Consider the following 23,971-nt stretch of genomic DNA (forward strand, 5'->3'; position numbering starts at 1 on the left):
GGCGGTTTTTTATTTTTAAAAAGCATGACACTAGGGCGTGTCCTCAAGTCAGCACTGTAAAACAGCCCGCTATTCTGTCACGGTTTTATTGACATCGACAGCTTGGTGTTCATTTATTTTACTCACGATGGCTTTTACCGAAGGATCACTCAAGTCTATGGTACGCACAGGGAATGGCATATCAATCCCCGCTTTATCCAGCGCTGTTTTGACCTCTATCAGTACTTGGTCTATCGAGGTCACTTTGTTGGCTTGATTACCATCATCAATAAACCAGCGCACAACCAAATCAATAGTGGAGTCGCCCAAGTTGACGGCAATGATGGTCGGTGAGGCTTGTTTCGATACGCTATCCGCTCGATCTAGCGCTTTCATAATTACAGATTTTGCTTCAACGATATCATCAGCATAGCCGATACCCACAGCCAATTGTAAACGGCGCTGCTTATAAGCGGTATTAACGGTCAACGCTGAGGTGTAAAGATCTGAGTTCGGAATCACCACTTGCCTGCCATCATAAGTTCTAATGGTCGTGGCACGAATTTTGATATCCTCAACCGTCCCTTCGTATTCACCTGACACAATTTGATCGCCAATACGAAAAGGCTCTGAGAGCAGTAGCAAAATACCAGACAATAAGTTTTGGAAAATATCTTTAAAAGCAAAACCAATGGCAACTGACCCGATACCGAGCGCACCAATCAGCTTGGCAGGCGTAAATCCTGGTACAGCAATGACCATAGCGATTATAAGGCCGATAAAAACAATGAGTGCACCGCCCACCCGCTGAAAAACTTTGACTAAGTTTTGATGCCGACTGCGACTACCAAGGAGCTTATAGACGACTTTTTTGAAGACAATGGATAGCAGCCAAAAAATCACAATAACGATGAGCGACGCCACAAAATAAGGGATTCGCTCAAGAAAGCCCACCACCATCTCATTGGCTGAATCAATGATGCTTTGATAGGTGAGCACCTCGACAGGAATTGTTTCAGCGTTTGGATTAGCACTCACTACCGTTTCTGCCTGAGAGGTAGGCATCTTTAGGTCACTCCCTTTTTGATTTGATTTTTGATTGATTTTTTAATTTACTTGAGTCAAACGCATCAGTACTGCGTTATCAAAGATTTGAAACCTAAACTATTAAGTCAGCTTGAATGATCTCAATCCAGTAGCCATCAACGTCCTTGATAAAGGCGATATTTTTCATTTTGCCCTCTTCTGGACGTTTTTTGAATTCGACTTGATTTTCATCGAACCAAGCAACGGCGTCATCTAAACTTGGTACCGCAAAGCAAATATGACCGAACCCTTGTGGTTGTTCATTACCATCGTGATAGCTAAAATCCGCTTGCGTTTCAGTACCATAGTTATGAGTCAATTCTAAAATACCGCGTTGGCGGGACGTATAGACTTTTAAATCGTTACCAGAGGGCAAATTGTCACGCTCTTCATCAGTCAATTTGGCCAAAAAGTACAAGTCGAAACTCATATCAGGGAATTTTTTAACCGTTAGCAACGTCATACCCAAAACGCCCGTATAAAATGCCAATGACTTAACAGGATCTTTTACGCGTAGCATGGTGTGATTAAAGGTATAACCAGTGGTTTGGCTGGCAATCGATTGTACGCCATCAGCTTTTACACTGCTCGCTGGTTGGGCTATCGCTGATGAATTGCTGTTATTATTATTTGAGTCGACTGTTGAATTAGACATAATTATCCTAATATTGATAGAAAATAAAATTGATAAGCCAGCAAATCACGTTTGTCTAAAGTGACTGGCTTATCAAATCATAATAAAAAATTGCTGAATTACTGATAAGCACTTGTAATATATATTCAATAATACGAATTTAATGCAGATATCATACCATCTAAGTGTCTAAAAACTGTACTTGCCCTGTTTCTAAATCGTACTCTGCCCCAACGATAAGCAGTTGACCACTATTGTTTAAATCCTCTAACGACCGCGAACCATGCTTGAGCTGACTGACTGACATGCGCACATTGGCACGGATAGAGCGATTGACCAATTCGTCTGCATCGACATCTTGCCCATTGGCAGTCGCCAGTTCATGCAAGTTATAAACGCTTGGACGGATACGATCGACGATTGATTGTAAGTTGGGCGAATAATTTTGCTCAGGATTAATAAGCGCATCGACGCAAGCCGTGACAGCGCCGCAATGCGAATGTCCCAGCACGACCACCAGTTTGGTACCGAATTTTTCGGCGGCAAACTCCACCGAGCCGATCTGCGAGGGGGCAACCACATTACCTGCGACCCGAATCACAAACAAATCGCCGAGACCTTGATCAAACACAATCTCAACTGGTACGCGAGCATCAGAACAACCCAAAATAATAGCCAGTGGGTCTTGGTCTCTCACCAACTCTGGCCTCTTTTGCATCGTTGGATCGGTGTTCGTCAGATTCTCAACGTAGCGAGCATTACCTTGTTTTAAAAGCTCAAGGGCTTCTTGACCTGTTTTTGGGCGTTTATCATTAGACATAAGATATCCTTTGTTATAAAACAATTAAAATCATGGATGATTCTAAATATATTTTTTACCTATGTATTGGCTAGTTTGTGAGCCATAAAGTGATTGTATAGCAACAAAGGCTAAAAAATGATAAAAAATTGGTTTTCATATTGTGATATGAAAAAAATTACTAATCGTAGTGATAAAGCGACGACAACAAAGACGACCATCAAAAACAGTAGAACGCCAGACAAAATATATAGATAAAAAGCCATGAGTAATTGGGCAAGCTAATCGCGTAACGTTAACGAACTTACATTAATTTATACTGAGGGTTGTTATAATACGCAGCAATCAAACGCCCACACTGATACTTATCTCGATCTTCTAGATTATAGCGATCTACTTTAATAGCTGCACTGGCATATTGGCGGCTTTGGAACGAATACTATGACCCAAGCATCTTTAAACGCGCATAAAGCGGCAGCGTCCTCCGACGAAAGCCCTGTGCTATTGCAACTGACTGGCCTCAAAAAAGTTTATGACCAAACCGAAGTATTGAGCGACATCAATCTCGACATCAAACACGGTGAATTTTTAACCTTACTTGGACCGTCAGGCTGTGGAAAAACCACCTTACTGCGATTAATCGCTGGCTTTGAGCAACCAAACGCTGGGGCGATATATTTGGATGGCGTGCAGATGGCAGGCTTGCCAGCCGATAAGCGGCCAGTCAATACGGTGTTTCAGCAGTATGCATTATTTCCGCATATGACGGTCGCGCAAAACGTCGCTTATGGTCTCAAACTCAAAAAAGTACCCAAAGATGAGATTCAGACCCGTGTACGCGAGATGCTCGCCATGGTGCAGCTAGAACATTTAGCCAATCGTAAGCCGCAAGATTTATCGGGTGGGCAGCAGCAGCGCGTTGCGATTGCCCGTGCGGTGATTAATCGTCCTAAACTGCTATTACTCGATGAGCCGTTATCGGCACTCGATCACAAACTGCGCTTGCAAATGCAGTCAGAACTTAAGCGGCTACAACGTGAATTGGGCATTACTTTCGTTTTTGTGACTCATGATCAAGAAGAAGCGCTGTCCATGTCAGATCGTATTGCAGTAATGAAAGATGGCACGTTTCAGCAAGTGGGTACGCCTATTGAGATTTATGAAACCCCGACCAATTTGTTTACGGCCAAATTCATCGGTGAGACCAATTTATTTAGAGCAGAGGTCAAAGGGGTTTATGCAGACCAACCGGATCGTGATGGACAAGTCACCAATGGACGCATCGAAGTAGAAGTCTGTGAGGCGCAAGCGCAAGATGGCCCAACGACTCTACGTAATTTACGTCGCCCTGATTTTGCCAACGATGTGCAAGTTGGTGATATCGTAAACTTACTGCTACGTCCGGAAGATTTACGAATTTATGACCCAAAAGATACCGCTCATACTGGTCTACTCGGCCGCGTTATTGAAAGTAACTATAAAGGCAGCACCTTAGATTCAATTATTGAGCTCGCCAATGGTCATATTATCAAGGCATCTGAGTTCTTTGATGAGGATGATCCAAGCTTTGATTATAAATTGAATGAGGCCGTTAAAGTCTCATGGGTTGATGGCTGGGAGTGGGTGCTGCCAGAAGATCCTACGTTTATAGAAAATGAGACCGCTCAAAATATGACCGTACAAAAGGATGGTAGCTGATGGCGCGTCATAGCTTAGGCAGCAAAAGTCCTTTTCGTACCGCAACGCTCTGGCTGATTTGGGGCTGGCTACTTATTTTTGCCTTACTGCCCAATATATTGGTCATAGCCGTCAGTTTTTTGACCCGTGATAATAGTGCTTTTATTAGCTTGCCCGTCAGCATCGATAGCTACGTGCGCATGATTAATCCGTTATATTTTGAGGTATTTGTTCATTCATTATGGATGGCAAGTATCACCACAGTTATTTGCTTGTTGCTTGGTTATCCTTTTGCATGGCTGGTATCAAAAGCAAAAGTGCGTTGGCAACCACTGCTCATGATGCTTTTAATACTACCGTTTTGGACCAATTCTTTAGTACGGACTTATGCCCTCAAATTGCTGTTTGCCAATAATGGTTTGATTAATAAATCCCTATTAGCACTAGGTATAGTCGATACGCCTATCGATATCTTATATACGCAAGGCGCTGTCGTAGCTGGACTCACCTATCTACTGTTTCCTTTTATGGTATTGCCGCTCTATGCGGTGTTTACGGATTTACGCAATGACATGCTGCTGGCTTCGCAAGATTTGGGAGCTTCAAGAAGGCAGACTTTTTGGCATGTGGTATTACCATTGACAACGCCAGGAATCATCTCAGGTGTGCTTTTGGTATTATTACCCGCCATGGGCATGTTTTATGTGGCAGATATTTTGGGCGGTTCACGCAATTTATTGGTGGGTAATATCATCAAAAATCAATTTTTGGATGCGCGCGATTGGCCATTTGGGGCTGCCGCCAGTGTATTATTGACATTGGCGATGGCCGTGTTATTACTCGCCTATCGTGCCAGTAGTCGCCGCATTGGCAAGACTGATTTTAATGAGGTGGCCTAATGTCCAATCATCCACTGAACCACGCCTCTACGAGTACACCAACTAAACACAAACGCGCTATCAAGATTGGCAGCCTAGCCGCTAAAGGCTATCTTGGCCTGATTTATACCTTGCTGTATCTGCCCATCATTGTTTTGGTCGTGATGTCATTTAATAAGTCAAAAATCGGCTATAACTGGGGCGGTTTTAGCTTAAAGTGGTATGAATCACTATTCAATAATCAAGCCATGCTTGATGCGTTTTGGCATTCTATCGTATTGGGATTGGTCGCTGCGACTGTCTCAACCTTAATCGGCACGCTCACTGCACTGGCGCTCCATCGCTATAAATTTCGTGGCAAAGGTTTGCTCAATGGGCTGCTGTTTGTGTTGATGATGTCACCTGAGATTGTCCTTGCTATTTCATTATTGGCGTTGTTTTTATTGATTGGTCTACAATTGGGCTTTGTGTCACTGCTACTCGCTCATATTACTTTTTGCCTACCCTTTGTAGTGATTACTGTTTTTGCGCGGTTGAGTAGTTTAGATGAGCGTCTGTTAGAGGCGGCGCGCGACTTGGGCGCGAGCGAATCGGCGATGGTGCGTACGGTACTGATTCCCGTTATTTTGCCAGCTGTCATGGCAGGCTGGTTGCTCGCCTTTACGTTGTCGCTAGATGATGTCGTGGTTTCAACCTTTGTGACGGGTCCCAGTTATGAGATTTTACCACTGCGAATTTACTCTATGGTGCGAGTCGGTCTCAAGCCGGAGGTCAATGCAATCGGTACGCTGCTACTAGTCGCCTCATTGATATTGGTCATCATCTCACAGCTCCTATTACGTCGGCGCTAACTAACTAAAGTTTACTAATAACAAGCTTTGAGTGAAAATCAGTGATATACTGATTATAATGAATTTTTCTCACCTTAGCGGTCAGGTTATATTATGTTAGAGCTACGTCATCTCAATACCTTAACCGCACTACGAGCGCATGGTTCATTAGCGGCAGCGGCTGATGAGCTGCATGTCACGGCATCTGCTGTCTCGCATCAGTTAAAAGAGCTGGAGAATTACTACGATATCAGCCTAGTGAATCGCCGAACACGCCCGCTTACTTTCACGCCAGCGGGCAAGACGGTATTGGCATTAGCAGATAGCATCATGCCGCAAGTCACCCGCACCAAATCCAACCTTAAACGCTTAGCACATGGTCAAGCAGGCAGATTACGCCTAGCTTCTGAGTGTCACAGCTGTTTTGACTGGTTAATGCCGATACTCAATCATTATCGCCGCGAGTGGTCGGATGTGGAGCTGGATTTTGCCACAGGTTTTGAGCCTGAACCGCATCATTTATTGATGGAAGGTGATATTGATTTATTGATTACCACCAGTGACTTACCGATAGACGGTCTCAGCTATCAGCCATTGTTTGAATACGAAAGCCGTTTGGTACTGTCACCAACGCATGATTTGGCGGCACAAGAATTTATTAAACCAAATGATTTGACTGAGGAGACGTTGATTGCTTATCCAGTTGAAGCCAAGCGTCTTGATATTATTGCCAACTTTATGACGCCCTCGAAAGTGAGCTTTGAGCGTATTCGTACGACGGAATTGACGGCGATGCTTATTCAGCTAGTCGCCAGTGAGCGCGGCGTGGCGGCGCTACCTGATTGGGTGGTGGCTGAATACGAGAAAAAAGGCTGGGTAGTCTCACGTCCGCTGGGTAATGGCGTGCGGTGTCAGCTTTATGCAGCCACACGCACATCCAGTCAAGATACGGCTTATATGCAAGGGTTTGCAAGCTTGTTGGAAGGAATCGTGAAGCCGATGTAATATTTCACTATTTACTAAATTACTCCAGTTAAGAAATATCATCCGCTCTCTTACGTTATGACGAACGTTATGGTAAATGACGGTTCCCTAGTGAGGACTCGAAACTTGGGCTATATGCCAGTAAAAATAATGGTTTGAGTGATTAAGGTATTACTGGTGTACCTGACAATGTACACAGAATAGAATTTTCAATAATATCTATCCTAATATTTAATCTCTACAGCCTAAAGTTATCAAAGTCAGTACGTCCTTACTACTAAACTCGAAATGTATGTACTTATTCTTATCTAAGTAATATTTAATAAACATATCTTTTTCAACACTAGGCATTCCTAGGCTTTTAACTACCTCTGACCTAGTTGAAAAGCGCTCAATATTATCAAAAAGCCTATCTACTAAGGCGTATTTTTTATATTGTGAGTTGGCTACCATAAATATAAAAATGGCATCAAGTACTTTATCTGTAAAACTAAATTCAACTCCATGTTCTAAGAATTGATAGGAGCTATACTCAACTCCTTCAATCTCCATAGTTTCCATAGAGAATCTTGGCCCTGGCAGTACCATGGCATCTAAAATCTTTTCATTACCTTCTTTAGTACCTAGACTACTTAAATAAATAGTAACTTCGCCCGATAACACTAGCATTTTATTCTAAGCTCCTTGTCTGGGATCAAAATACATCCGTAACTATTTACCAATACGTGATCGATGCGCTATACAGGCATCGAACCTTCGGCTATGAATAAGCTGTAGTAGATTCAAAGGATTATTGTCTATCTGTATTCATAATTTCTAGGAAAGTAGTTATTGATCTTGTCATTGTCAAGCACTCTATCTTTAGTAAAATCTAATGTATCTGAAACGGCAATACCGTACCATAGCTCTTTTGGGAAGTCATTAATAGAGCCATATACTGTTGGCATAAGATGACGAAAATAATCTCCCATTTTAGTCTGACCTTCATATCCCACAGGATAATCTTCTCCTTCATTACTTCCTTCAACTGCTTCATAAATAAAGTAACCTTTAAAGGAAGGAACAGTCCAATCAGACATTTCATTTTCATCACGTAATCCGTGTTGAATGAAGTTTTCAACCTCTTTTTTAGACTTGTAGTCTCTGTACATTAGACTAGAATATAGATCTAAAGTAGCTTTACCATTCTTACGAACAGGATATTCAGAAAATTTCTCAGACTCTTCATAAGTAAATTTATTTAGGTCATCTAATAATAACTCAGCGTCATTAATTCCTAGAATAGATTTTGGTATATCTCCCCACGAGTTGTTAAACATCATAGCAATTAAACCATTTTCATCCATTGCAAACCATGTATATACAATTCCAAAGTTTGGTTTCCATTTTTCATTTAAATAGCTCATTATTTTTCACCTGCAATGCCAGTATATTAGGAAACCGTATCTTTAGGGTGCGTTGAATATGTATTTTAGGATATACCCCAGCGGAACCAGCTATTTCACCCTTCAAACCTATTAACAGACCACTTAAAACAGACTGATATAATGGAACTACTCAAATCAGACCATTAAGCGATTAATATCTATCAAAGCTTACAAAATCATTTTAAATAAACAAAACCCCAGCGCCGTTGCCAGCAAAGTCAGTCCCACATGCAGACCCACTAAAATCAACCCTGACAACAGGCGACCGTCATTTATTAAAGCAAAGGTCTCAGCGCTAAAGGTACTAAAAGTAGTCAGTCCGCCTAAAAATCCAGTCACAACGAATAGCCTGACATTGGGCGATAGGTCGCTACCTACACGCTCAAACCATATCAGCGCAATGCCTATCAATAGCCCGCCTAAAATATTGGCACCCAGCGTTCCCAAAGGAATCCAGCTGTGCTGCGGATTGAAACGTCCAAGCCATGCACGCAAGCATGCGCCAATTGCTGCTCCTAAACCGACGGCGAGCCATTGCATGAAGTTATCCTTTTTTAATAAATGCTACCAATGATTACTGCGTTCAAAGTGGTGTTTTTAATTGATATTGATAATATCATTACACCGCAGGCAGCTCTGTCATCGGCCAACGTGGCACGCAGCTGACCGCCAAATCATCAGACTGACCAGCTTGCAAACGCTCGTAACCTGCATACGCAATCATTGCGCCATTATCAGTACATAAAGCAGGCGGCGCATAATGGACAGTCGCGTTTATTTTGGCCAGTTCTGCCTCTAGTGTTTCACGCAAATGAGTGTTGGCACTAACACCGCCCGCAATCACTAATCGGCTCATATCGACTTGCTTCAGTGCTTTTACGCATTTTTTCACCAGTGTATCGACGACGGCATGCTGAAAACTGGCCGCGATATCGGCGCGAACTTGTGGATCACTTTCAGAGCCATTGCCTGATCCTTCAGTGTCTTTAATCAAGTTATGTACGGCTGTTTTCATGCCACTAAAAGAAAAGTCCAAACCTCGGTGTAACATGGGTCTTGGTAATGAGTAAGCATTTGGATTGCCAGTTTCAGCCAATTTAGCAATATTAGGACCGCCCGGATATGGCAAGCTTAGCATCTTGGCGGCTTTGTCAAAGCACTCGCCTGCTGCATCATCTATGGATTCGCCCAGTATTTCATACTGCCCAACGCCCTGTGCAGCTATCAGCAAAGTATGGCCGCCAGATACCAATAACGAGACAAAAGGAAACGCTGGCGGATTGGCACCCATCAGCGGCGCAAGCAAATGCCCTTCCATATGATGAATACCAATCGCTGGAATATCTAAACCATAAGCCAAGCTGCGGCCAAATAAGGCGCCCGTCATCAAAGCACCAATAAGCCCTGGGCCTTTGGTATAAGCGATAGCATCAATCTCATCTTTGCTGATATCACATTGCTCTAGCAGCTCATTAAATAAAGGCACCAGTTTACGAATATGATCGCGGCTGGCAAGCTCAGGCACCACGCCGCCATAAAGTGCATGTAGCTCTACTTGTGAATACAATACTTGTCCGAGCAAGCCTTGATTGTCGCTGTCTATTTGCTCACTGTCAAAAATTGCAAGTCCTGTCTCATCACAAGATGTCTCTAAACCCAATACCTTCATACTGTTGCCTTTATACTTTTGCTTTATATCGTCTTTTGTGACATTTTTAATTTTACACTATTAAGGAGTGTCATCATTTAGATTGTGAGGCTTAAAATGATTAAGTGTACTAATTGATGACATGCCCTAAAAACGTACATAAAAAAACCGTCATTGTCAGTCACAATGACGGTTAGTTTAACAAATTTCAATAGCCAGTATCAGTTTACTGACGCTAGCATATAATCAACAGCGGCTTTAACTTGCGCTTCGGTGACACCGTCTACTGCTTGCGCTGGCATTTTATTAAAGCCTTTGGCAGAATGCATATACAGCGTCTCTTTGTCTTTGGTCAAACGCGCAGACCAAGCCGCAGTATCTCCATATTTTGGCGCATTAAGCAAACCTGCTGCATGACACACCTTACAGTTTGACTCATAAAGCTTGGCTCCGGCATCCGCAGCCAATACTTCAGGCTCAGCGGTTGCTTCTTCCCCTACCGCTTCTTTAACAACAGGTGCCTCGGTCGATTCTGGCTCGCTCATAGGTTCAGTCGCCTCAGTCTCCGCTACTGTCGCTACGCTTGTGTCGGCGGCATCATTGACCGCAGCAGACTCTTCAACGGCTTTATTATCGCTACTACAAGCACTTAAGGCCAGTAGTGCACTCATACTAATAGCCGATAAGGTGAGTTTATTCATACGCTGTTGTTTATTCATTACGATCACACCTTTACTCAATATTTCACGTGACTCAATATTTCACGTGGTAACTGCTCATGACATCACGAAACCTGATTACTGTTATCTACCACTTATAAGCTTTAACCGATATCAATGAAAGCGTTATCTAACTAATAAAACGCTTATTGAGGTGCAGTTGCCGTCGCTGAGCTATCAGCAGCGCCAGCCACATCAGCATCCGGACTGCCGTCAGTAGCCGTTGCTTCTGCCATAGTGGCGTCGGCCGCTCCTACGTCAGTTGTTGTGGCTACATCAGTCGCTCCTGCTTCGGTCGTCACCGTGCCATCTACTGCCGCCCCATCCGCTGCAGCGACTGGCATCGGAGCCGTTTTTGGAAAGTCCATCTCTTCAGCGGCAGGTGCGTTTTTGCGGGCAAGTGCAGCGGCCTCATCCACACGGTCTACTGCCAATACTTCATGTGACCCTTGCTCGCCTTCTTTTTCACCGCTACAAGCACTCATGCCAAAACCAAGAGTGACGATAAATACGGTGCTTAATACCGTATTTAATACTGTTTTTTTCATTCCAATACCCTCAAAAAATGCTCATAAAACGGTTAATACGCTAAGTACTTTATAAAAATTATCATAGCATAAACTCAAGCCAAACCGTTATAGACAGTAAGGGTTTTTATGACGACGGTATAGGACGATATGAGTCAATTTCTTTACTGTTACCGTGCTTGCGAGTACTAAGCTAGCAATTTGATATCCTCAACAGGTGATTATCAACGTTATTATTGTGCTGCATCATGATTGTTTATTTTCCCATGCAACTTGATGATAAATAGGCATTAACCTACTAAAACCATTGACTTTGTTGGTATTTTTTATTAAAATACTTGCCCTTGTGCTCATGCGCAAGATTATCCTAGTTTGAGCTGATGCCTGTGATCTTGAGATATCACGGCTAAATACTAATACACAGCCAAACTAATGCCCTTATATCTCATCCTAATCGAGGAGTCTTCATGCCTGCAGTTAAGGTTAAAGAAAACGAACCAGTTGATATCGCTATCCGTCGTTTTAAACGCGCTTGTGAAAAAGCTGGTGTATTATCAGACGTACGTAAGCGTGAGTTTTATGAAAAACCAACGCAAGTACGTAAGCGTAAAAAAGCAGCTGCAGTAAAGCGTTATAAGAAAAAATTACAACGCGAAACTATTCGTACCACTCGTATGTACTAATCGATAATACGATTAGCTAAGTACAAGCGCTACATTAACGCCACTGTTATCCATCGATATCAGTGGCGTTTTTTATGCTACAATTTTTGTTATTATTGCTAACATAATTTTTATTAAAAGATTCATCAGCAGGTTTTGTTTAAGAATTTAGCGAACCGCATTCAACAAATAGCATTTAACAACTGACATTTAACGTAAAAGGATAATAACAATGAGCCCACTTAAACAGACATTATTAGACAGTATCAAAATCTCTATGAAAGCGCGTGAGCTTGAGCGTGTTAAGGTGCTGCGCAACGTACAATCGGTCGTCCAGCAAATTGAGATTGATCGTCAAGTAGAACTTGATGATGCACAAGTATTAGAAGTGCTACAAAAGCAGCTAAAGCAGCGCTACGAATCACTGACTATTTTTACAGAAAACAACCGTGATGACTTAGCGGCCAAAGAGCAGTTTGAGATTGATATTATTAATGGGTTTATGCCAAAACAAATGGACGATGCTGAGATTAGTGCCTTAGTCAATGCTGAAATCGCTGAGCAAGGTGCAACATCGATGCGTGATATGGGTAGCGTGATGGGTGTGCTAAAAAATAAAACAGCTGGCCGTGCTGACCCTGCACTAATCTCTAAGTTGGTTAAAGAGGCGCTTCAAGGTTAACACCAATTATTGAGTGACGAGCTTTATTTTAGTCACGAATACTAAGGCGTGTCCTCAATCTGAACAAAAGCGATTAAATGGACTAAAAATAGCTAAATCTTTAATTTAAAAACAATGATAAAAATAACCACCGACCGTAAAAATAACCGCCTAAGGCTCAAAGTCTTTGGCGGTTTTTACGGCTTTGATTTCTGCATTAATATTGGCTAAGAGTGGGCGGGCGCTATTGGCTTGTGCGGTATTTTGCAATTTTTCTGTTATCTGCTTGGCTTGCGTGAGGGATACGAGCGCACTCTCATAGCGATTACTCCATAATTGATCATGGCTGCGATAACGCAATGCATTGATGGTCGCAATAGTGGCCAACTCTGGCGATGTCGTGGTTTTTGCGAGCTTTTCATTGGCCAATTGCAGATTTTGCCAAGCATAACGATCACTTGGTTGCCACTCAGTTAATGGTTTGAGTAAAGCTTGTGCTTTTGTGGGCTGATTACTATTGGTAAATGCTTCGGCCAAATAGAGACGCAAGTCACGACGCTCAGGATAAAGGCGTTGCTGACTCTCTAAAATATCAGCGGCCTGTGCCCACTGGTTTTGTTCGCTTAAAATTTGGCTATGGGTAATCGACAGCAGCGGCTCTAACTCTTGACGCTGCACCGCTGGCAACGCGTTTATTTCAGCCAGTAGCTCATTGGCATCCTTAAAACGTTGCTGCTCTCCGTACCAATGCATCAAGGCCAATTTAGCGCCGACACTATTCTTCGCAGCGGTTTTTAATTCGGTCTCAGAGGCATGCTTGCCTATACTTTTTACACGCCAGTAGAGCAAATCAAATAGCGTCTGATAGCGTTGCTGCTGCTTTAATGATAAGGATGGGTAACGCTGAGCGCGGCTCTGTGCTTCACTCAAACGCTCATTACTTAATGGATGCGATCGTACAAAACTCGGTAAAAATCGGTTTTGAACTTGATTGAGTTGGCTTTGCTGATTCATCGTGGCAAAAAACCGAGGCATGGCTCTTGGATCATAGCCAGCTTGGGTCATGATTTGCATTCCTACTCGATCGGCCTCACGCTCATTGCTACGACTAAAAGCCATACTACTATTCATCGTCGCGGTTTGACTGCCCATCATTACCGCCGCCGCTGCATCGCCATCGACAGATGATGCGGCAATCGCAGCCAGCATACCGCCTATCTGCATCAGCAAAGCTTTTTTGCGTTCATCAGCGCCATTCTCATAATGATGCTGGCTAAGGTGAGCGACTTCATGCGCCACTACACTAGCAACCTCATCCATGCTGCTGGCAGCCAGAATCGTGCCTGTGTTGAGACCAATGACGCCACCTGGTGCGGCGAAAGCATTGATACTTGGGCTATCAATAATAACCAAACCGAGTAGCGCTTGTTGCCGTGCTTGCGCATTCAAACGCCACGTCATGTCCTTGACCGTTTCATTGATCCAAGGGTCATGCTCCATCTTGATCTGACCATTGGCTTTTTGTAGCGACCATTCGCCAAGCAATTTGTTTTGGTATTGCTCATCAAAGCTTAAACCCTGCCCGCGCAAGCTGGTTAAATTCAGCTCTTTTGGGTCAGGAGTTTGCCATGAGCCATAGGCGAATGGCGTCGCTTGGCTACTGACATCGTTATTACTTTCATCACTATAAGCCGTTGTTGCTGCCGCGAGCAAAACCGATGATATCCCCAATCTAATAGCGCCCGATACGACTGCTGACACGGGTACAGAAAGCACGGTTTTTTCGCGCTTATATGAGGGCGATATCATCCTTAATGAGTCTTTGGCTGTCACGTCTATATTGAACTGGTTCATAAGCGCTCTACCAAGCATCGACTGTCTATTAGAATGGGACAAATGCGTATCCTATGCAAGTGAGTAGTAACCAGATGAATAACGACAATGTGAGTAATTAAGTGAGTAATGACAGTGTGGATAATGACATAGCAGTGTGAATAATAACAATGTCTTCTCGACTATACGAGCTTGTTTAGACATCGTCAATTCTAGTATGTATGTGACTACCAATAACTAAGCCGCCCGTCACTATTGTGAAACATGATTGTGTGATTCTAATGAACCGAACGTGACGTTGATTATATTCAACTGCAATTGCACACTATCTATTTGTTATAATGACAGGCTACGACAATAGAATCGAGTCATTATTAATGAATCGCTATTAAATATTAGCTATAGTCAGTCCTAGATAAAAGAGATACAAATATTATCACGCGCTACTGGTATAAATTTCCCTTGCTTGCTTGCTGTGCCTGCGCAGACAGAGGCAGCGCAACATTTATACCAGTAGCACTTTGTTTGTTTTATAGTGGATCAACTATAGTAAATAATAGACACTTAATATAACAACTGTTTAAAACTCACTATTGGTCATTGAGAATAAGCGCACAAACCATAATACTGATATTTATAAGGGGTATTTTATGTCTGCTGATCGTCAGTCAACCATCGTATGCCCGCCTCAATCTATAAGCGTATCAGCAACCTTATCTGGCGCTGAGCAGCAAAAAATTAACCATTTATTATCGTTGTTGATAGTGAGTAATGATGATTCAAATAATCATGCAAATATCGAACAACCTACCGTTAATATCAAGCGTTTCGTTGATGGTCGCGGGCTTGCTTGTCCGATGCCACTATTAAAAACCAAAGTTGCGCTACGTGATGTTGCCGATGGTGAGTCGTTATATGTGGTTGCCACCGACAGCAACTCGCAAGCAGATATTACGGCTTTTTGTCGACAAAATCAGCAGGCAGATACGGCAAATAAATTATTATTAACCGTTAATAATGTCACTAGCCAACCGCTAACTGATGACAGATCATCTCAGCATTTCGATACAATATATCACTTCATCATTACCAAAACTGATAGCAACTAAGCGCTGCTATCCTTTACAATTAGAACTATAAAGATTTTTATCTGACTATTTGCGTCATTATTTAACCAAGGTCAAGAATATGGCTACTACTTCTACTGATGTTGCGAAAACGAGCAAAAAAGACAACGCAGCTCCTATAAAAAATGAAGCACGTGATGCAGCGTTGAAAGCTGCCGCACAGCGCCCACCTTATGATGCCAATGCACTTGGTGATACCAGTACCCGCGATTTGGTACCAGCAATGCCAACGCATTTATCCGCACCTGGTGTCAATTTGGGTGCCTATATTAATACGGTACATCAGATTCCAATCTTGACGCCGATACAAGAGCAAGAGCTGGCCCATCGCTATTATGACGAAGGCGATGTGGAAGCGGCGCGTCTGCTTGTGATGTCGCATTTACGCTTTGTGATTCACATTGCCCGCAGTTATTCGGGCTATGGTTTACCGCAGGCAGATTTAATCCAAGAAGGTAACTTGGGTCTAATGAAGGCGGTGAAACGTTTTGATCCAAATAAAGGCGTACGTTTGGTGTCCTTTGCTGTCCACTGGATTAAAGCTGAAATTCATGAGTTCGTGATCCGTAACTGGCGTATTGTCAAAGTTGCGACGACCAAGGCCCATCGTAAATTATTCTTTAATCTACGCAGTCTAAAAAAGACCAATAACCAGCTGACGTTAGAAGAAGCGGATGCAATTGCGAAAGATTTAAATGTCACTCGCAAACAAGTGCTAGAAATGGAATCACGTCTCACCTCTTATGATGCGTCGTTTGAAGCACAATCTAGCGATGATGACGATGGTCGTTATGCGCCGCAATTATTTTTAGAAGACGGTATTGATCCAGCTGAGCAGCTAGAAGAAGCGGATTGGGAAGAGAACAACTCATCGGCTCTACTAGCTGCGATGGGTACGTTGGATGATCGCTCACGTGATATCGTTGAGCAGCGCTGGCTCTCTGAGCAAAAATCAACGTTGCATGAGTTGGCCGCCGTCTATTCAATCTCTGCAGAGCGTGTACGCCAAATTGAGAAAAACGCGATGGATAAAATCCGTGATGCGATGACCATCGATAGCGTTATTTTGCCAGATGATCTTCAATAGTCAATGACGATAGTTGTCGTTCAGTCATCCGTCATTTATTGCTATTAATAGCCTTTAAATATATTCGGGTCACTATAAAAAAGAGACAACGTGACTGGGATACATTTTTTTCGCCTTTGTCTGCGCAGGCAGAGCAAGCAAGGAAAACTTGCCCCAGTCACGTAGTATAGCGTCATGTATCCATTTTGTTCAGTATCGACTATAAGATGAGTTTTACCATGTTAAATTGGATAGGTATTGCGGCAATCAATATGGCTGTCGCCGTTGCTCTAGGTGCATTTGGCGCTCACGGTCTAAAAAACATAGCCAACGCCCAACAGCTCGAATGGTGGCACACAGCAACGTTATACTGGTTCGTCCATGCGCTTGGGTTGCTGCTGGTTGGTATATTGATTCAGTTCAAATACACCACTCAAACCACGGCGTGGCTACTACAAATTGGCGTTATTATATTTGCTGGTAGCTTGTATGCGATGACGCTCGGCGCACCGCGCTGGTTTGGCGCGATTACGCCTATTGGTGGTATATTGATGATCGGTGGTTGGCTATGGCTTGCTGTATCGGCTTTTCGTTTAGGTCATTCAAATAGTTAGCCATTCAAAAACATAGTTACTCAGAAATATAATCACCCAAAAATTTTAGTATTCAAATAGTTAGGTCAGCCAAAAATCTAGTCAGCCAAGCAATAAACTGGCATAAGTATAATAAATAATGAATGTCGATTGAAAAAAAGGAATGTTAAACAATGAAGGAGCATAATTTATGAGTACCATTAGCGTTAATGGTAAGAATTTACAGACTACCCATCAGACGGTGCAATTGGTCCTCAATGAGCTTGGGCTTAGTCAAGGTCGTTATGCCGTAGAAGTGAATGGCGATCTTATTCCGAAAAGTGAGCTGACTCAGCTACTGATCGTTGAAGGCATGAATATCGAAGTGGTACAAGCGGTCGGTGGTGGCTGACTTTAATACTGCTCTTAAGACCTATGAATAATAGTTTTAAGTTCCCTTGGTTTATTTATATTCACTATATAGCATGTGATATTGTCACTTATTTATAGTGATAAAAAATTAAGTCGATACATCGATAGTCAGATACGACTGGTATAAATTTTCCTCGCTTGCAGTGCCGTTGCATACAGGTGTCTCGAAAAATCTATTCCAGCAGTAATGTCGGATTTTTATTGTTTTTTGACTATATATAACTATTCACACTTTGAACTAACCATAAAAAAGACTTCAACGTATATTACGTTTGAAGTCTTTTTCCTTTTTATCTATTGTCATTTAGCACAATCAAAATTTAATAATATGACTACTTATGCGTTTATTATTCTGTTAGCCAATACTTATTAAATCTTAACTCACTAAACGTCAATAAAATTAAACAGCTGGCGCCACATCGGCAGTGTCCAAATCTTCGTAACGTGCATCACGTCCTGCCCCAGTCTTTTTACGCTCTTGACGGGTTTTATATTTACGCACTTGTCTATCAAGTTTGTCTGCCATCTCGTTAATGGCTTTGTACATATCATCTTCACACGCTTGGACAAACATTTCTTGACCGGAGACTCGCAAAATCGCTTCAGCTTTATGACTCTTTTGACCGCCATCGCTTGCGCCGCTGTTGTCTAACGACAAAATTACTTGAATACTTTGTATCTGATCAAAATGTCGCTCTACTTTTACAAGCTTTTCACGAACTGCTGTGTCCATAGCTTCGGTAACACTGATATGGTGACCACTGATAGAAACATTCATATTATTGTCCTTTTATTATTACTTTCGTTATTACTTACAATCAACAGATGAGGTAGCATTCTTGCCGATATCACCCTGCCTTACCAATAACGTCCTAAGCTTTTTTAATACAAGATAGACCTATCCCTTTATGGTCGCTGCTTTAATTAATGTAGATAAATCGCTAAGGTGTCGTTGTTGGTATGACTCTAATTTGTCATGAAAATTGAATTGTAGCAAGACAGTATATTGTAATTAAATGTAATAAAAACGGTTGTTTCTTCAATGTTTCTATATAATCAAAAAATTTTATTTTTTATATTTATAAAGAGGCATATTAAGCGTTGTAGGTACAATGAATACTTTTCAATAAGTGCTATAGTGTCAATATTTTTGCTTACGCTGAGTAGATGAGCCGATGTTCATTGCTTCGCGATATTTGGCCACCGTTCTTCTGGCGATATCGATACCTTCTGCTAATAAAAAGTCTTTTATACGGCTATCTGATAGCGGTTTTTTAGAGTCTTCATCAGCGATTAACTGCTTAATCATGGCACTGATAGCAGTTGATGAGATATCGCCATCTGCGCTGCTCACGTGTGATGAGAAGAAATGCTTTAGCGAAAATAACCCTTGCGGCGTCAAAATAGTTTTGCTGGTAGTCAAACGCGAGACCGTAGATTCGTGCAATTCGACTTCTTCTGCAATCACTTTTAGGATAAGCGGTTGCATGGCAGTCGCACCGTACTGTAAAAACTCTTGCTGATAGCGCACAATGCTGGTCGCTACTTTTAGTAGGTTTTGATTGCGCTCTTCGATACTGCGAATGAACAAACGCGCATCGGTGAGGTTTTCACGCAGATATTGATTGTCAGGACTGTCATCACCACGCTTAACTAAGTTGGCATATTCTTGATTGACTCGTAGCTTTGGCAATGTGTCAGGATTGAGACGCACATGCCAGCCATCCTCTTGTATGTCTGAGTGGCCATTGCCCTCTCGGCGACGGATAGGAGTGACGAGCACATCAGGAATATCATAGCTGGGAGTCGGCCGAGTGTAATCTGGCTGACTGCTCTCAAACAGTAATCCGGGTGAGGGATTGAGAGTACGTAATAGATTGAGCGCAGGTGTGATGTCATGAGCGGCAAGCCCTGTGCGCTCAGTGAGTGTTTTGATATTATTACTTACCAAATGTTCACTGGCGGACAGCAACGCTTTTGCTTCTCTTAGATATTCTGTGTTGGCATCTAACTTGGACAACTGAATGGCTAGACATTCATTGAGATGGCGCGCGCCAACGCCCAATGGATCGCAAGATTGAATGATACGTAGCACCGCCATTATTTCGTCGTGCTCGACACGTTCGTCCCACTGATAAAAACTCGCCATGGTGTCAAAGCTTTGCAACAGCTCGTCGATATCAAGCCGAATAAACCCCATATCATCCATAGAGTCCATCAGATAAGTGGCGATTAATGTGTCCGCCTCCGAAAGACGCTTAAAGTTCAGCTGCCAGCGTACATGGTCTTGAATCGTGGCAGAAGTACCGCCTTGATAGCTATCAAAATCTTCGTCGCCCTTACTGTTACCTGAACTTTTAGTCGCCGATGCATTGTTACTGCTATCCAAACGACTGTGGTCAACGTTATCGTTATCAAACTGGCTATAGTCATCGCTGTCCATCGCCCCATCATCAATACTGCCTTGCTGTAATTTGTCCAAGCTATCACTAAAGTCATCACTATATTCAGAGTCATAATCGGAGATCGACTCATTGTTGCCAGATTCTTTATTAAAAGAATCGGTGTTGGTGCTTTGATTCCAAGTATCGAGGGTTAGTGGCGCGCCAAAATCGTCTGTCATCGTATCCTGAGTGCGCTCGTATTCGTCTTCATCGTCTTCGATACGTTCAAGCAACGGGTTACTATCCAACTTCATCTGAACCTCTTGCGCCAGCTCAAGACTAGAAAGTTGCAACAGTTTAATCGCTTGCTGCATTTGCGGTGTGAGCTTTTGCGAGTTGCTTAGCGTGGTCGCCAATCCGAACGACATACTCATGGGCGGCTTATTACACTCCGATCGTGGTGATATGATATATATGGGTTAAGGTTGTGATTTAGTGATATCACGCCATGACGATAGCATTTTTTAGCACAATTTTGCTATGATAATTTATACCTTATACGCCTAAGCGTTCGATAACGCTGCGATATAGTCAGCCCTAAATAAAATAAGGTCAAATATTATCACGCGCTACTGGGATAAACTTTCCTTGCTTGCTGTGCCTTCGCAGACAGAGGCGACGCAAAATTTATCCCAGTAGCATTGTCGTTGTTTTATAGTGATCGACGATAAAACACTTTTATAATTATTAAAAACTGAGAGTCAGGCTATGAATACAAGCATAAATAACTCGCCATTTACTATTGCTGCCATTCAGATGAATAGCCAGCAAGACATAGAAAAAAACCTAACCGATATACAAGCCGCTATTATCGATGCGTGCGCTCAAGGCGCTGAGCTGGTTATCTTACCTGAAAACTGTTGTAGCATGGGGGAGCAGTTTGCCACCGCCGAGCAGTTTGATGCGCTATCAGCGACGCTGGCAAATTATGCAAATACTTATAATGTTTACGTGCTGGTAGGCTCATTGCCCTGCGCCTATCGTCCTGATGGCGTGATCGTGCCTGACGGCAGATTGCGACAAGTCAGCCAGTTATTTGCGCCTGACGGTACGCAGGTGGCACGCTATGACAAGATTCATCTATTCACAGCAACAGTCGCGGATAAACAAGGTAGCTATAACGAAGCGGCAACGTTTGAGCCGGGTAAACAAACTGTCATCGCACCGATTGCGGTAAATGATGCGGTTTATCAATTGGGTATGATGGTGTGCTTTGATTTGCGTTTTCCAGCATTGGCCCAGCGGCTGCGTCAAGCAGGTGCCGATCTATTGAGCGCGCCTTCAGCCTTTACTTATTTAACTGGTCAAGCCCACTGGTCGCTATTACTGCGCGCGCGTGCTTTGGACAGTCAGTGTATGGTGATTGGCGCGGCACAAGGCGGTGACCATGTTTATAAAAACGGTAATATTCGTCAGACATGGGGACACACAGCGATTACTGCCTATGATGGAACCATCATAAACCGTTACGATCATAGCGAGCTAAATCAAGCTAATGATAAAGAAGATAAGAATTACGCCATTGTAATGGCGTCATTAGATAAGCAAGCACAAGTACAAGGCCGACAAAAACTGCCTATCTTTGACTGTCATCGTTTGGCATAAAGTCAATTCACCTCAAATCCGATACAGTGCTGCTGGGGTAAATTTTTTGCAGCCTCTGTCACGCTTGCGAACAGCACACCAGAAAAATTTATCCCAGTAGCACGTAGCTACTAACGTATCGATTTTATTTCGAACTCACTATAGATTGGACTGACTCTAACATCGATTGGGGATTTGAAAACTACGTTTAATCCTTGCTATTTTGAGCATGAGTCGCACGCGGATGAGCGCGGTCATAGACTTGTGTCAATTTAGCAAAATCCACATGGGTATAAATTTGGGTAGTGCTGATATCACTATGTCCCAGCATCTCTTGGACGGCACGTAAGTCGCCACTGCCCGACAGCATGTGTGATGCAAAGCAATGCCGTAATAGATGCGGATACATATTTTGAGCGATACCTGCACGGATAGCAGCGACCTTTAAACGTTGTTGCACCGCACGCGTTGACAGTCGTGTGCCCAATTTTTCGCTGATAAACAATGCCCTGTCTCGCTGCTCCACCCATAAATCACGATGTGGTAGATAGCGCATTATCGCCTCTGCCGCCTTCGCTCCGAGTGGTACTAAGCGCGTTTTATTGCCTTTACCCGTGACACGCACACGCAAATCGGACAAATCCACATCCGCCATATCCAGTGCGACTAGCTCGCCGACACGCAAACCACTGCTATAGAGTAGCTCAAACATCGCTTTATCACGCAACCATAATCGGGCTTGTTCTGGGGTGTCGGGCATCTCTTGGTCAAGCAGTTGCGTCAATAAATCCACATCAGCGATAGACGGTAATGGTCTAGGGCTACGTTTGAGCTGGTAGCCAGTCGTTGGATTGATGCGTGCCAAATTTTCTTCTATCAACCATCCATAAAAATGGCGGATAGCCGATAGCTCTTGCTGAACACTCGCCAGCACCAACTTATCTTCGTCTAGCCGATGGCTGATATGTTGTGCCAGCTGACGTTTATCACAGCGCGTCCACGTTAAACGCTTACCACGCAAAAACAGCGCCAATTGGTTGAGTCCAGCAAAATAAGCCTTCAGCGTGTGTTGCGAATGATTGCGCACTGACAATGTATTGAGCCAGCGATGGACAGGCGATAATAGTTCTCGTAGCGCTGTATCCAATTCTACCGTGGCTGACAGTTCGGCTGATAGCCATCGCTCTGACTTGGTAGGCTGATCGTTTTTATGAGACATCACCATATGAGACACAACCTTATTATTGGCCTATAGTCAGCTGAAAATAAAACGGTTATACAGACTTAAATGCGCTACTGGTATAAATTTTATTGGCTTTCTGGATGGGGCTTGATGCCTGCTTGCGCCATCAGCCCATCTGGACTAAACACGCCCTCATAGACAAAAGCTGTAGGACCGGTCATCATGACCGAATATCCCGGCTGCCATTTAATAATCATGCTACCGCCATAAAGCTGCGCGCGTACATCTTCACCTTCATCGAGCCAGCCCTCACGTATGCCGATAGCAACGGCGGCGCAAGCGCCTGTACCACAAGCTTGGGTCTCACCAACACCGCGCTCATAAACACGCAGCCGAATATGACGCTGGTTCATTACTTGCATAAAACCGACATTGACACGATCTGGAAACGCAGGATGCGCTTCGATGGCTTTGCCCAAGGTTTCAACGTCGGCATCAAGTACATCATCGACTTTAATAACAGCGTGTGGATTGCCCATATTGGCCACATATAATTGCACAGGCGTCCCATTAACATCCAAATGATAGGCGTTTTGAATTTTAGTCGTGGCTCTTGGCGTAAAGGGAATCTCGCTTGGCTCAAATTTGGGTTTGCCCATATCGACTTCTACCCAACCATAACGATCCGTGGTCAATGAAATAATACCACTCGCCGTCTCAACACGCAGACGCTGCTTAAATGACAGTTTACGCGCTTGCACAAAACGGGCAAAACAACGCGCGCCATTGCCACATTGCTCGACTTCTGTGCCATCTGTATTAAAAATACGATAACTAAAATCAACGTCAGGGCGCATAGGCGGTTCGACCACGAGCAATTGATCAAAACCAATGCCTAAATGACGATCTCCCAATAATTGTACCAAATCCTTGGTCAAATCTAAGCGTTGAGTCACCAAATCGATGACCATAAAATCATTGCCCAGACCATGCATTTTTGTAAATTCTATGAGCATATCCTTGAGTCCTATCCTATTTTTATGTATGCGTTATATTAGCACGCTGCCAGATACAATCATAACTATCACTACTATCAAATATCCCGTTATATTTATATTCGACATATGCTCAGTGAAAAGCAAAGTCAATACATCATGCATTGCTGAACTCAAGTTTCTTGCTTGCTGTGCCGTTGCTGCCAGAGGCGACAAAAATTGAT

At 43.1% G+C, this 23,971-nt stretch carries 25 protein-coding genes; 11 read left to right on the forward strand and 14 right to left on the reverse strand.

Annotation, left to right across the window (positions count from 1 at the left end):
- Positions 1-69 precede the first annotated feature (69 nt).
- The 3 genes from JMX48_RS02670 to JMX48_RS02680 form a co-directional block, all read right to left on the reverse strand.
- Positions 70-1,044 carry a mechanosensitive ion channel family protein gene (locus JMX48_RS02670; protein WP_201533966.1) on the reverse strand — a complete coding sequence of 325 codons (975 nt, stop codon included), beginning with the start codon at positions 1,042-1,044 and terminating at the stop codon, positions 70-72.
- Between the two features lie 94 nt (positions 1,045-1,138).
- Positions 1,139-1,720, reverse strand: a complete 582-nt coding sequence (gloA, locus tag JMX48_RS02675; RefSeq protein WP_201533968.1) for a lactoylglutathione lyase — start codon at positions 1,718-1,720, stop codon at positions 1,139-1,141.
- Positions 1,721-1,880: 160 nt separating this feature from the next.
- Positions 1,881-2,519 (reverse strand): carbonic anhydrase, encoded by a 639-nt coding sequence (locus JMX48_RS02680; protein ID WP_201533971.1) that lies wholly within the window; start codon positions 2,517-2,519, stop codon positions 1,881-1,883.
- A 420-nt stretch (positions 2,520-2,939) separates the two neighbouring features.
- Here JMX48_RS02680 and potA point away from each other — a divergent pair, with 420 nt between their 5' ends.
- The 4 genes from potA to JMX48_RS02700 all read left to right on the forward strand — a co-directional run bounded on the left by potA (position 2,940) and on the right by JMX48_RS02700 (position 6,888).
- Complete coding sequence (potA, locus tag JMX48_RS02685; protein WP_201533974.1) at positions 2,940-4,196, forward strand: spermidine/putrescine ABC transporter ATP-binding protein PotA; 1,257 nt, start codon at positions 2,940-2,942, stop codon at positions 4,194-4,196.
- Entirely contained in the window at positions 4,196-5,074 is an 879-nt protein-coding gene (potB, locus tag JMX48_RS02690) for a spermidine/putrescine ABC transporter permease PotB (protein ID WP_201533977.1), read from the forward strand. The genes potA and potB overlap by 1 nt, the downstream gene beginning before the upstream one ends.
- Positions 5,074-5,904 (forward strand): spermidine/putrescine ABC transporter permease PotC, encoded by an 831-nt coding sequence (gene potC, locus JMX48_RS02695; protein WP_201533980.1) that lies wholly within the window; start codon positions 5,074-5,076, stop codon positions 5,902-5,904. Before potB ends, potC begins: the two co-directional genes overlap by 1 nt.
- A 93-nt stretch (positions 5,905-5,997) precedes the next feature.
- On the forward strand, positions 5,998-6,888 hold the full coding sequence (locus JMX48_RS02700) for a LysR family transcriptional regulator (RefSeq protein ID WP_201533983.1): 891 nt from the start codon (positions 5,998-6,000) through the stop codon (positions 6,886-6,888).
- A gap of 210 nt (positions 6,889-7,098) precedes the next feature.
- On the opposite strand, the gene JMX48_RS02705 is transcribed toward JMX48_RS02700, so the two are convergent.
- The 6 genes from JMX48_RS02705 to JMX48_RS02730 form a co-directional block, all read right to left on the reverse strand.
- Positions 7,099-7,536 carry a hypothetical protein gene (locus JMX48_RS02705; protein ID WP_201533986.1) on the reverse strand — a complete coding sequence of 146 codons (438 nt, stop codon included), beginning with the start codon at positions 7,534-7,536 and terminating at the stop codon, positions 7,099-7,101.
- A 128-nt stretch (positions 7,537-7,664) separates the two neighbouring features.
- A complete protein-coding gene (locus JMX48_RS02710) occupies positions 7,665-8,273 on the reverse strand; it encodes a hypothetical protein (protein ID WP_201533988.1) in 609 nt (202 codons plus the stop codon).
- A 189-nt stretch (positions 8,274-8,462) separates the two neighbouring features.
- Positions 8,463-8,834, reverse strand: coding sequence for a fluoride efflux transporter CrcB (gene crcB, locus JMX48_RS02715; protein ID WP_201533990.1), 372 nt, complete (start codon positions 8,832-8,834; stop codon positions 8,463-8,465).
- Between the two features lie 79 nt (positions 8,835-8,913).
- A complete protein-coding gene (gene tsaD, locus JMX48_RS02720) occupies positions 8,914-9,963 on the reverse strand; it encodes a tRNA (adenosine(37)-N6)-threonylcarbamoyltransferase complex transferase subunit TsaD (protein WP_201533992.1) in 1,050 nt (349 codons plus the stop codon).
- Positions 9,964-10,163: 200 nt separating this feature from the next.
- Positions 10,164-10,661, reverse strand: coding sequence for a c-type cytochrome (locus tag JMX48_RS02725; RefSeq protein ID WP_201533993.1), 498 nt, complete (start codon positions 10,659-10,661; stop codon positions 10,164-10,166).
- Positions 10,662-10,807: 146 nt separating this feature from the next.
- Positions 10,808-11,209 carry a hypothetical protein gene (locus JMX48_RS02730; RefSeq protein ID WP_227687861.1) on the reverse strand — a complete coding sequence of 134 codons (402 nt, stop codon included), beginning with the start codon at positions 11,207-11,209 and terminating at the stop codon, positions 10,808-10,810.
- Positions 11,210-11,655: 446 nt separating this feature from the next.
- Here JMX48_RS02730 and rpsU point away from each other — a divergent pair, with 446 nt between their 5' ends.
- Positions 11,656-11,871, forward strand: coding sequence for a 30S ribosomal protein S21 (rpsU, locus tag JMX48_RS02735; RefSeq protein ID WP_010195908.1), 216 nt, complete (start codon positions 11,656-11,658; stop codon positions 11,869-11,871).
- Positions 11,872-12,082: 211 nt separating this feature from the next.
- A complete protein-coding gene (locus JMX48_RS02740; protein ID WP_201533995.1) occupies positions 12,083-12,532 on the forward strand; it encodes a GatB/YqeY domain-containing protein in 450 nt (149 codons plus the stop codon).
- Between the two features lie 150 nt (positions 12,533-12,682).
- On the opposite strand, the gene JMX48_RS02745 is transcribed toward JMX48_RS02740, so the two are convergent.
- Entirely contained in the window at positions 12,683-14,407 is a 1,725-nt protein-coding gene (locus JMX48_RS02745) for a M48 family metallopeptidase (RefSeq protein ID WP_227687862.1), read from the reverse strand.
- Between the two features lie 587 nt (positions 14,408-14,994).
- Here JMX48_RS02745 and JMX48_RS02750 point away from each other — a divergent pair.
- From JMX48_RS02750 to thiS, 4 genes are all read left to right on the forward strand, one after another.
- Positions 14,995-15,453, forward strand: coding sequence for a sulfurtransferase TusA family protein (locus JMX48_RS02750; RefSeq protein WP_201533997.1), 459 nt, complete (start codon positions 14,995-14,997; stop codon positions 15,451-15,453).
- 241 nt (positions 15,454-15,694) lie between these two features.
- Positions 15,695-16,558, forward strand: a complete 864-nt coding sequence (rpoH, locus tag JMX48_RS02755; protein WP_201534148.1) for an RNA polymerase sigma factor RpoH — start codon at positions 15,695-15,697, stop codon at positions 16,556-16,558.
- Positions 16,559-16,776: 218 nt separating this feature from the next.
- Positions 16,777-17,151 (forward strand): DUF423 domain-containing protein, encoded by a 375-nt coding sequence (locus tag JMX48_RS02760; protein ID WP_201534000.1) that lies wholly within the window; start codon positions 16,777-16,779, stop codon positions 17,149-17,151.
- Between the two features lie 169 nt (positions 17,152-17,320).
- The gene (gene thiS, locus JMX48_RS02765) at positions 17,321-17,521 is read left to right on the forward strand and encodes a sulfur carrier protein ThiS (protein ID WP_201534003.1); all 201 of its coding nucleotides are present in this window, start codon (positions 17,321-17,323) and stop codon (positions 17,519-17,521) included.
- 420 nt (positions 17,522-17,941) lie between these two features.
- On the opposite strand, the gene hpf is transcribed toward thiS, so the two are convergent.
- Both hpf and rpoN read right to left on the reverse strand, forming a co-directional pair.
- Positions 17,942-18,319 carry a ribosome hibernation-promoting factor, HPF/YfiA family gene (hpf, locus tag JMX48_RS02770; protein WP_201534006.1) on the reverse strand — a complete coding sequence of 126 codons (378 nt, stop codon included), beginning with the start codon at positions 18,317-18,319 and terminating at the stop codon, positions 17,942-17,944.
- A 363-nt stretch (positions 18,320-18,682) separates the two neighbouring features.
- Positions 18,683-20,359, reverse strand: coding sequence for an RNA polymerase factor sigma-54 (gene rpoN, locus JMX48_RS02775; RefSeq protein WP_201534009.1), 1,677 nt, complete (start codon positions 20,357-20,359; stop codon positions 18,683-18,685).
- Between the two features lie 334 nt (positions 20,360-20,693).
- Between rpoN and JMX48_RS02780 the strand changes: the two genes are divergently transcribed.
- Positions 20,694-21,590, forward strand: a complete 897-nt coding sequence (locus JMX48_RS02780) for a nitrilase-related carbon-nitrogen hydrolase (RefSeq protein WP_201534012.1) — start codon at positions 20,694-20,696, stop codon at positions 21,588-21,590.
- A 187-nt stretch (positions 21,591-21,777) separates the two neighbouring features.
- Here JMX48_RS02780 and JMX48_RS02785 read toward each other — a convergent pair whose 3' ends face one another.
- Together JMX48_RS02785 and dapF are read right to left on the reverse strand one after the other, a co-directional pair.
- Complete coding sequence (locus JMX48_RS02785; protein WP_201534015.1) at positions 21,778-22,794, reverse strand: tyrosine recombinase XerC; 1,017 nt, start codon at positions 22,792-22,794, stop codon at positions 21,778-21,780.
- A gap of 83 nt (positions 22,795-22,877) precedes the next feature.
- Complete coding sequence (gene dapF, locus JMX48_RS02790; protein ID WP_201534018.1) at positions 22,878-23,768, reverse strand: diaminopimelate epimerase; 891 nt, start codon at positions 23,766-23,768, stop codon at positions 22,878-22,880.
- Between the last annotated feature and the right edge of the window lie 203 nt (positions 23,769-23,971).

Source organism: Psychrobacter immobilis (assembly GCF_904846225.1).
Taxonomy (GTDB): Bacteria; Pseudomonadota; Gammaproteobacteria; order Pseudomonadales; family Moraxellaceae; genus Psychrobacter; species Psychrobacter immobilis_F.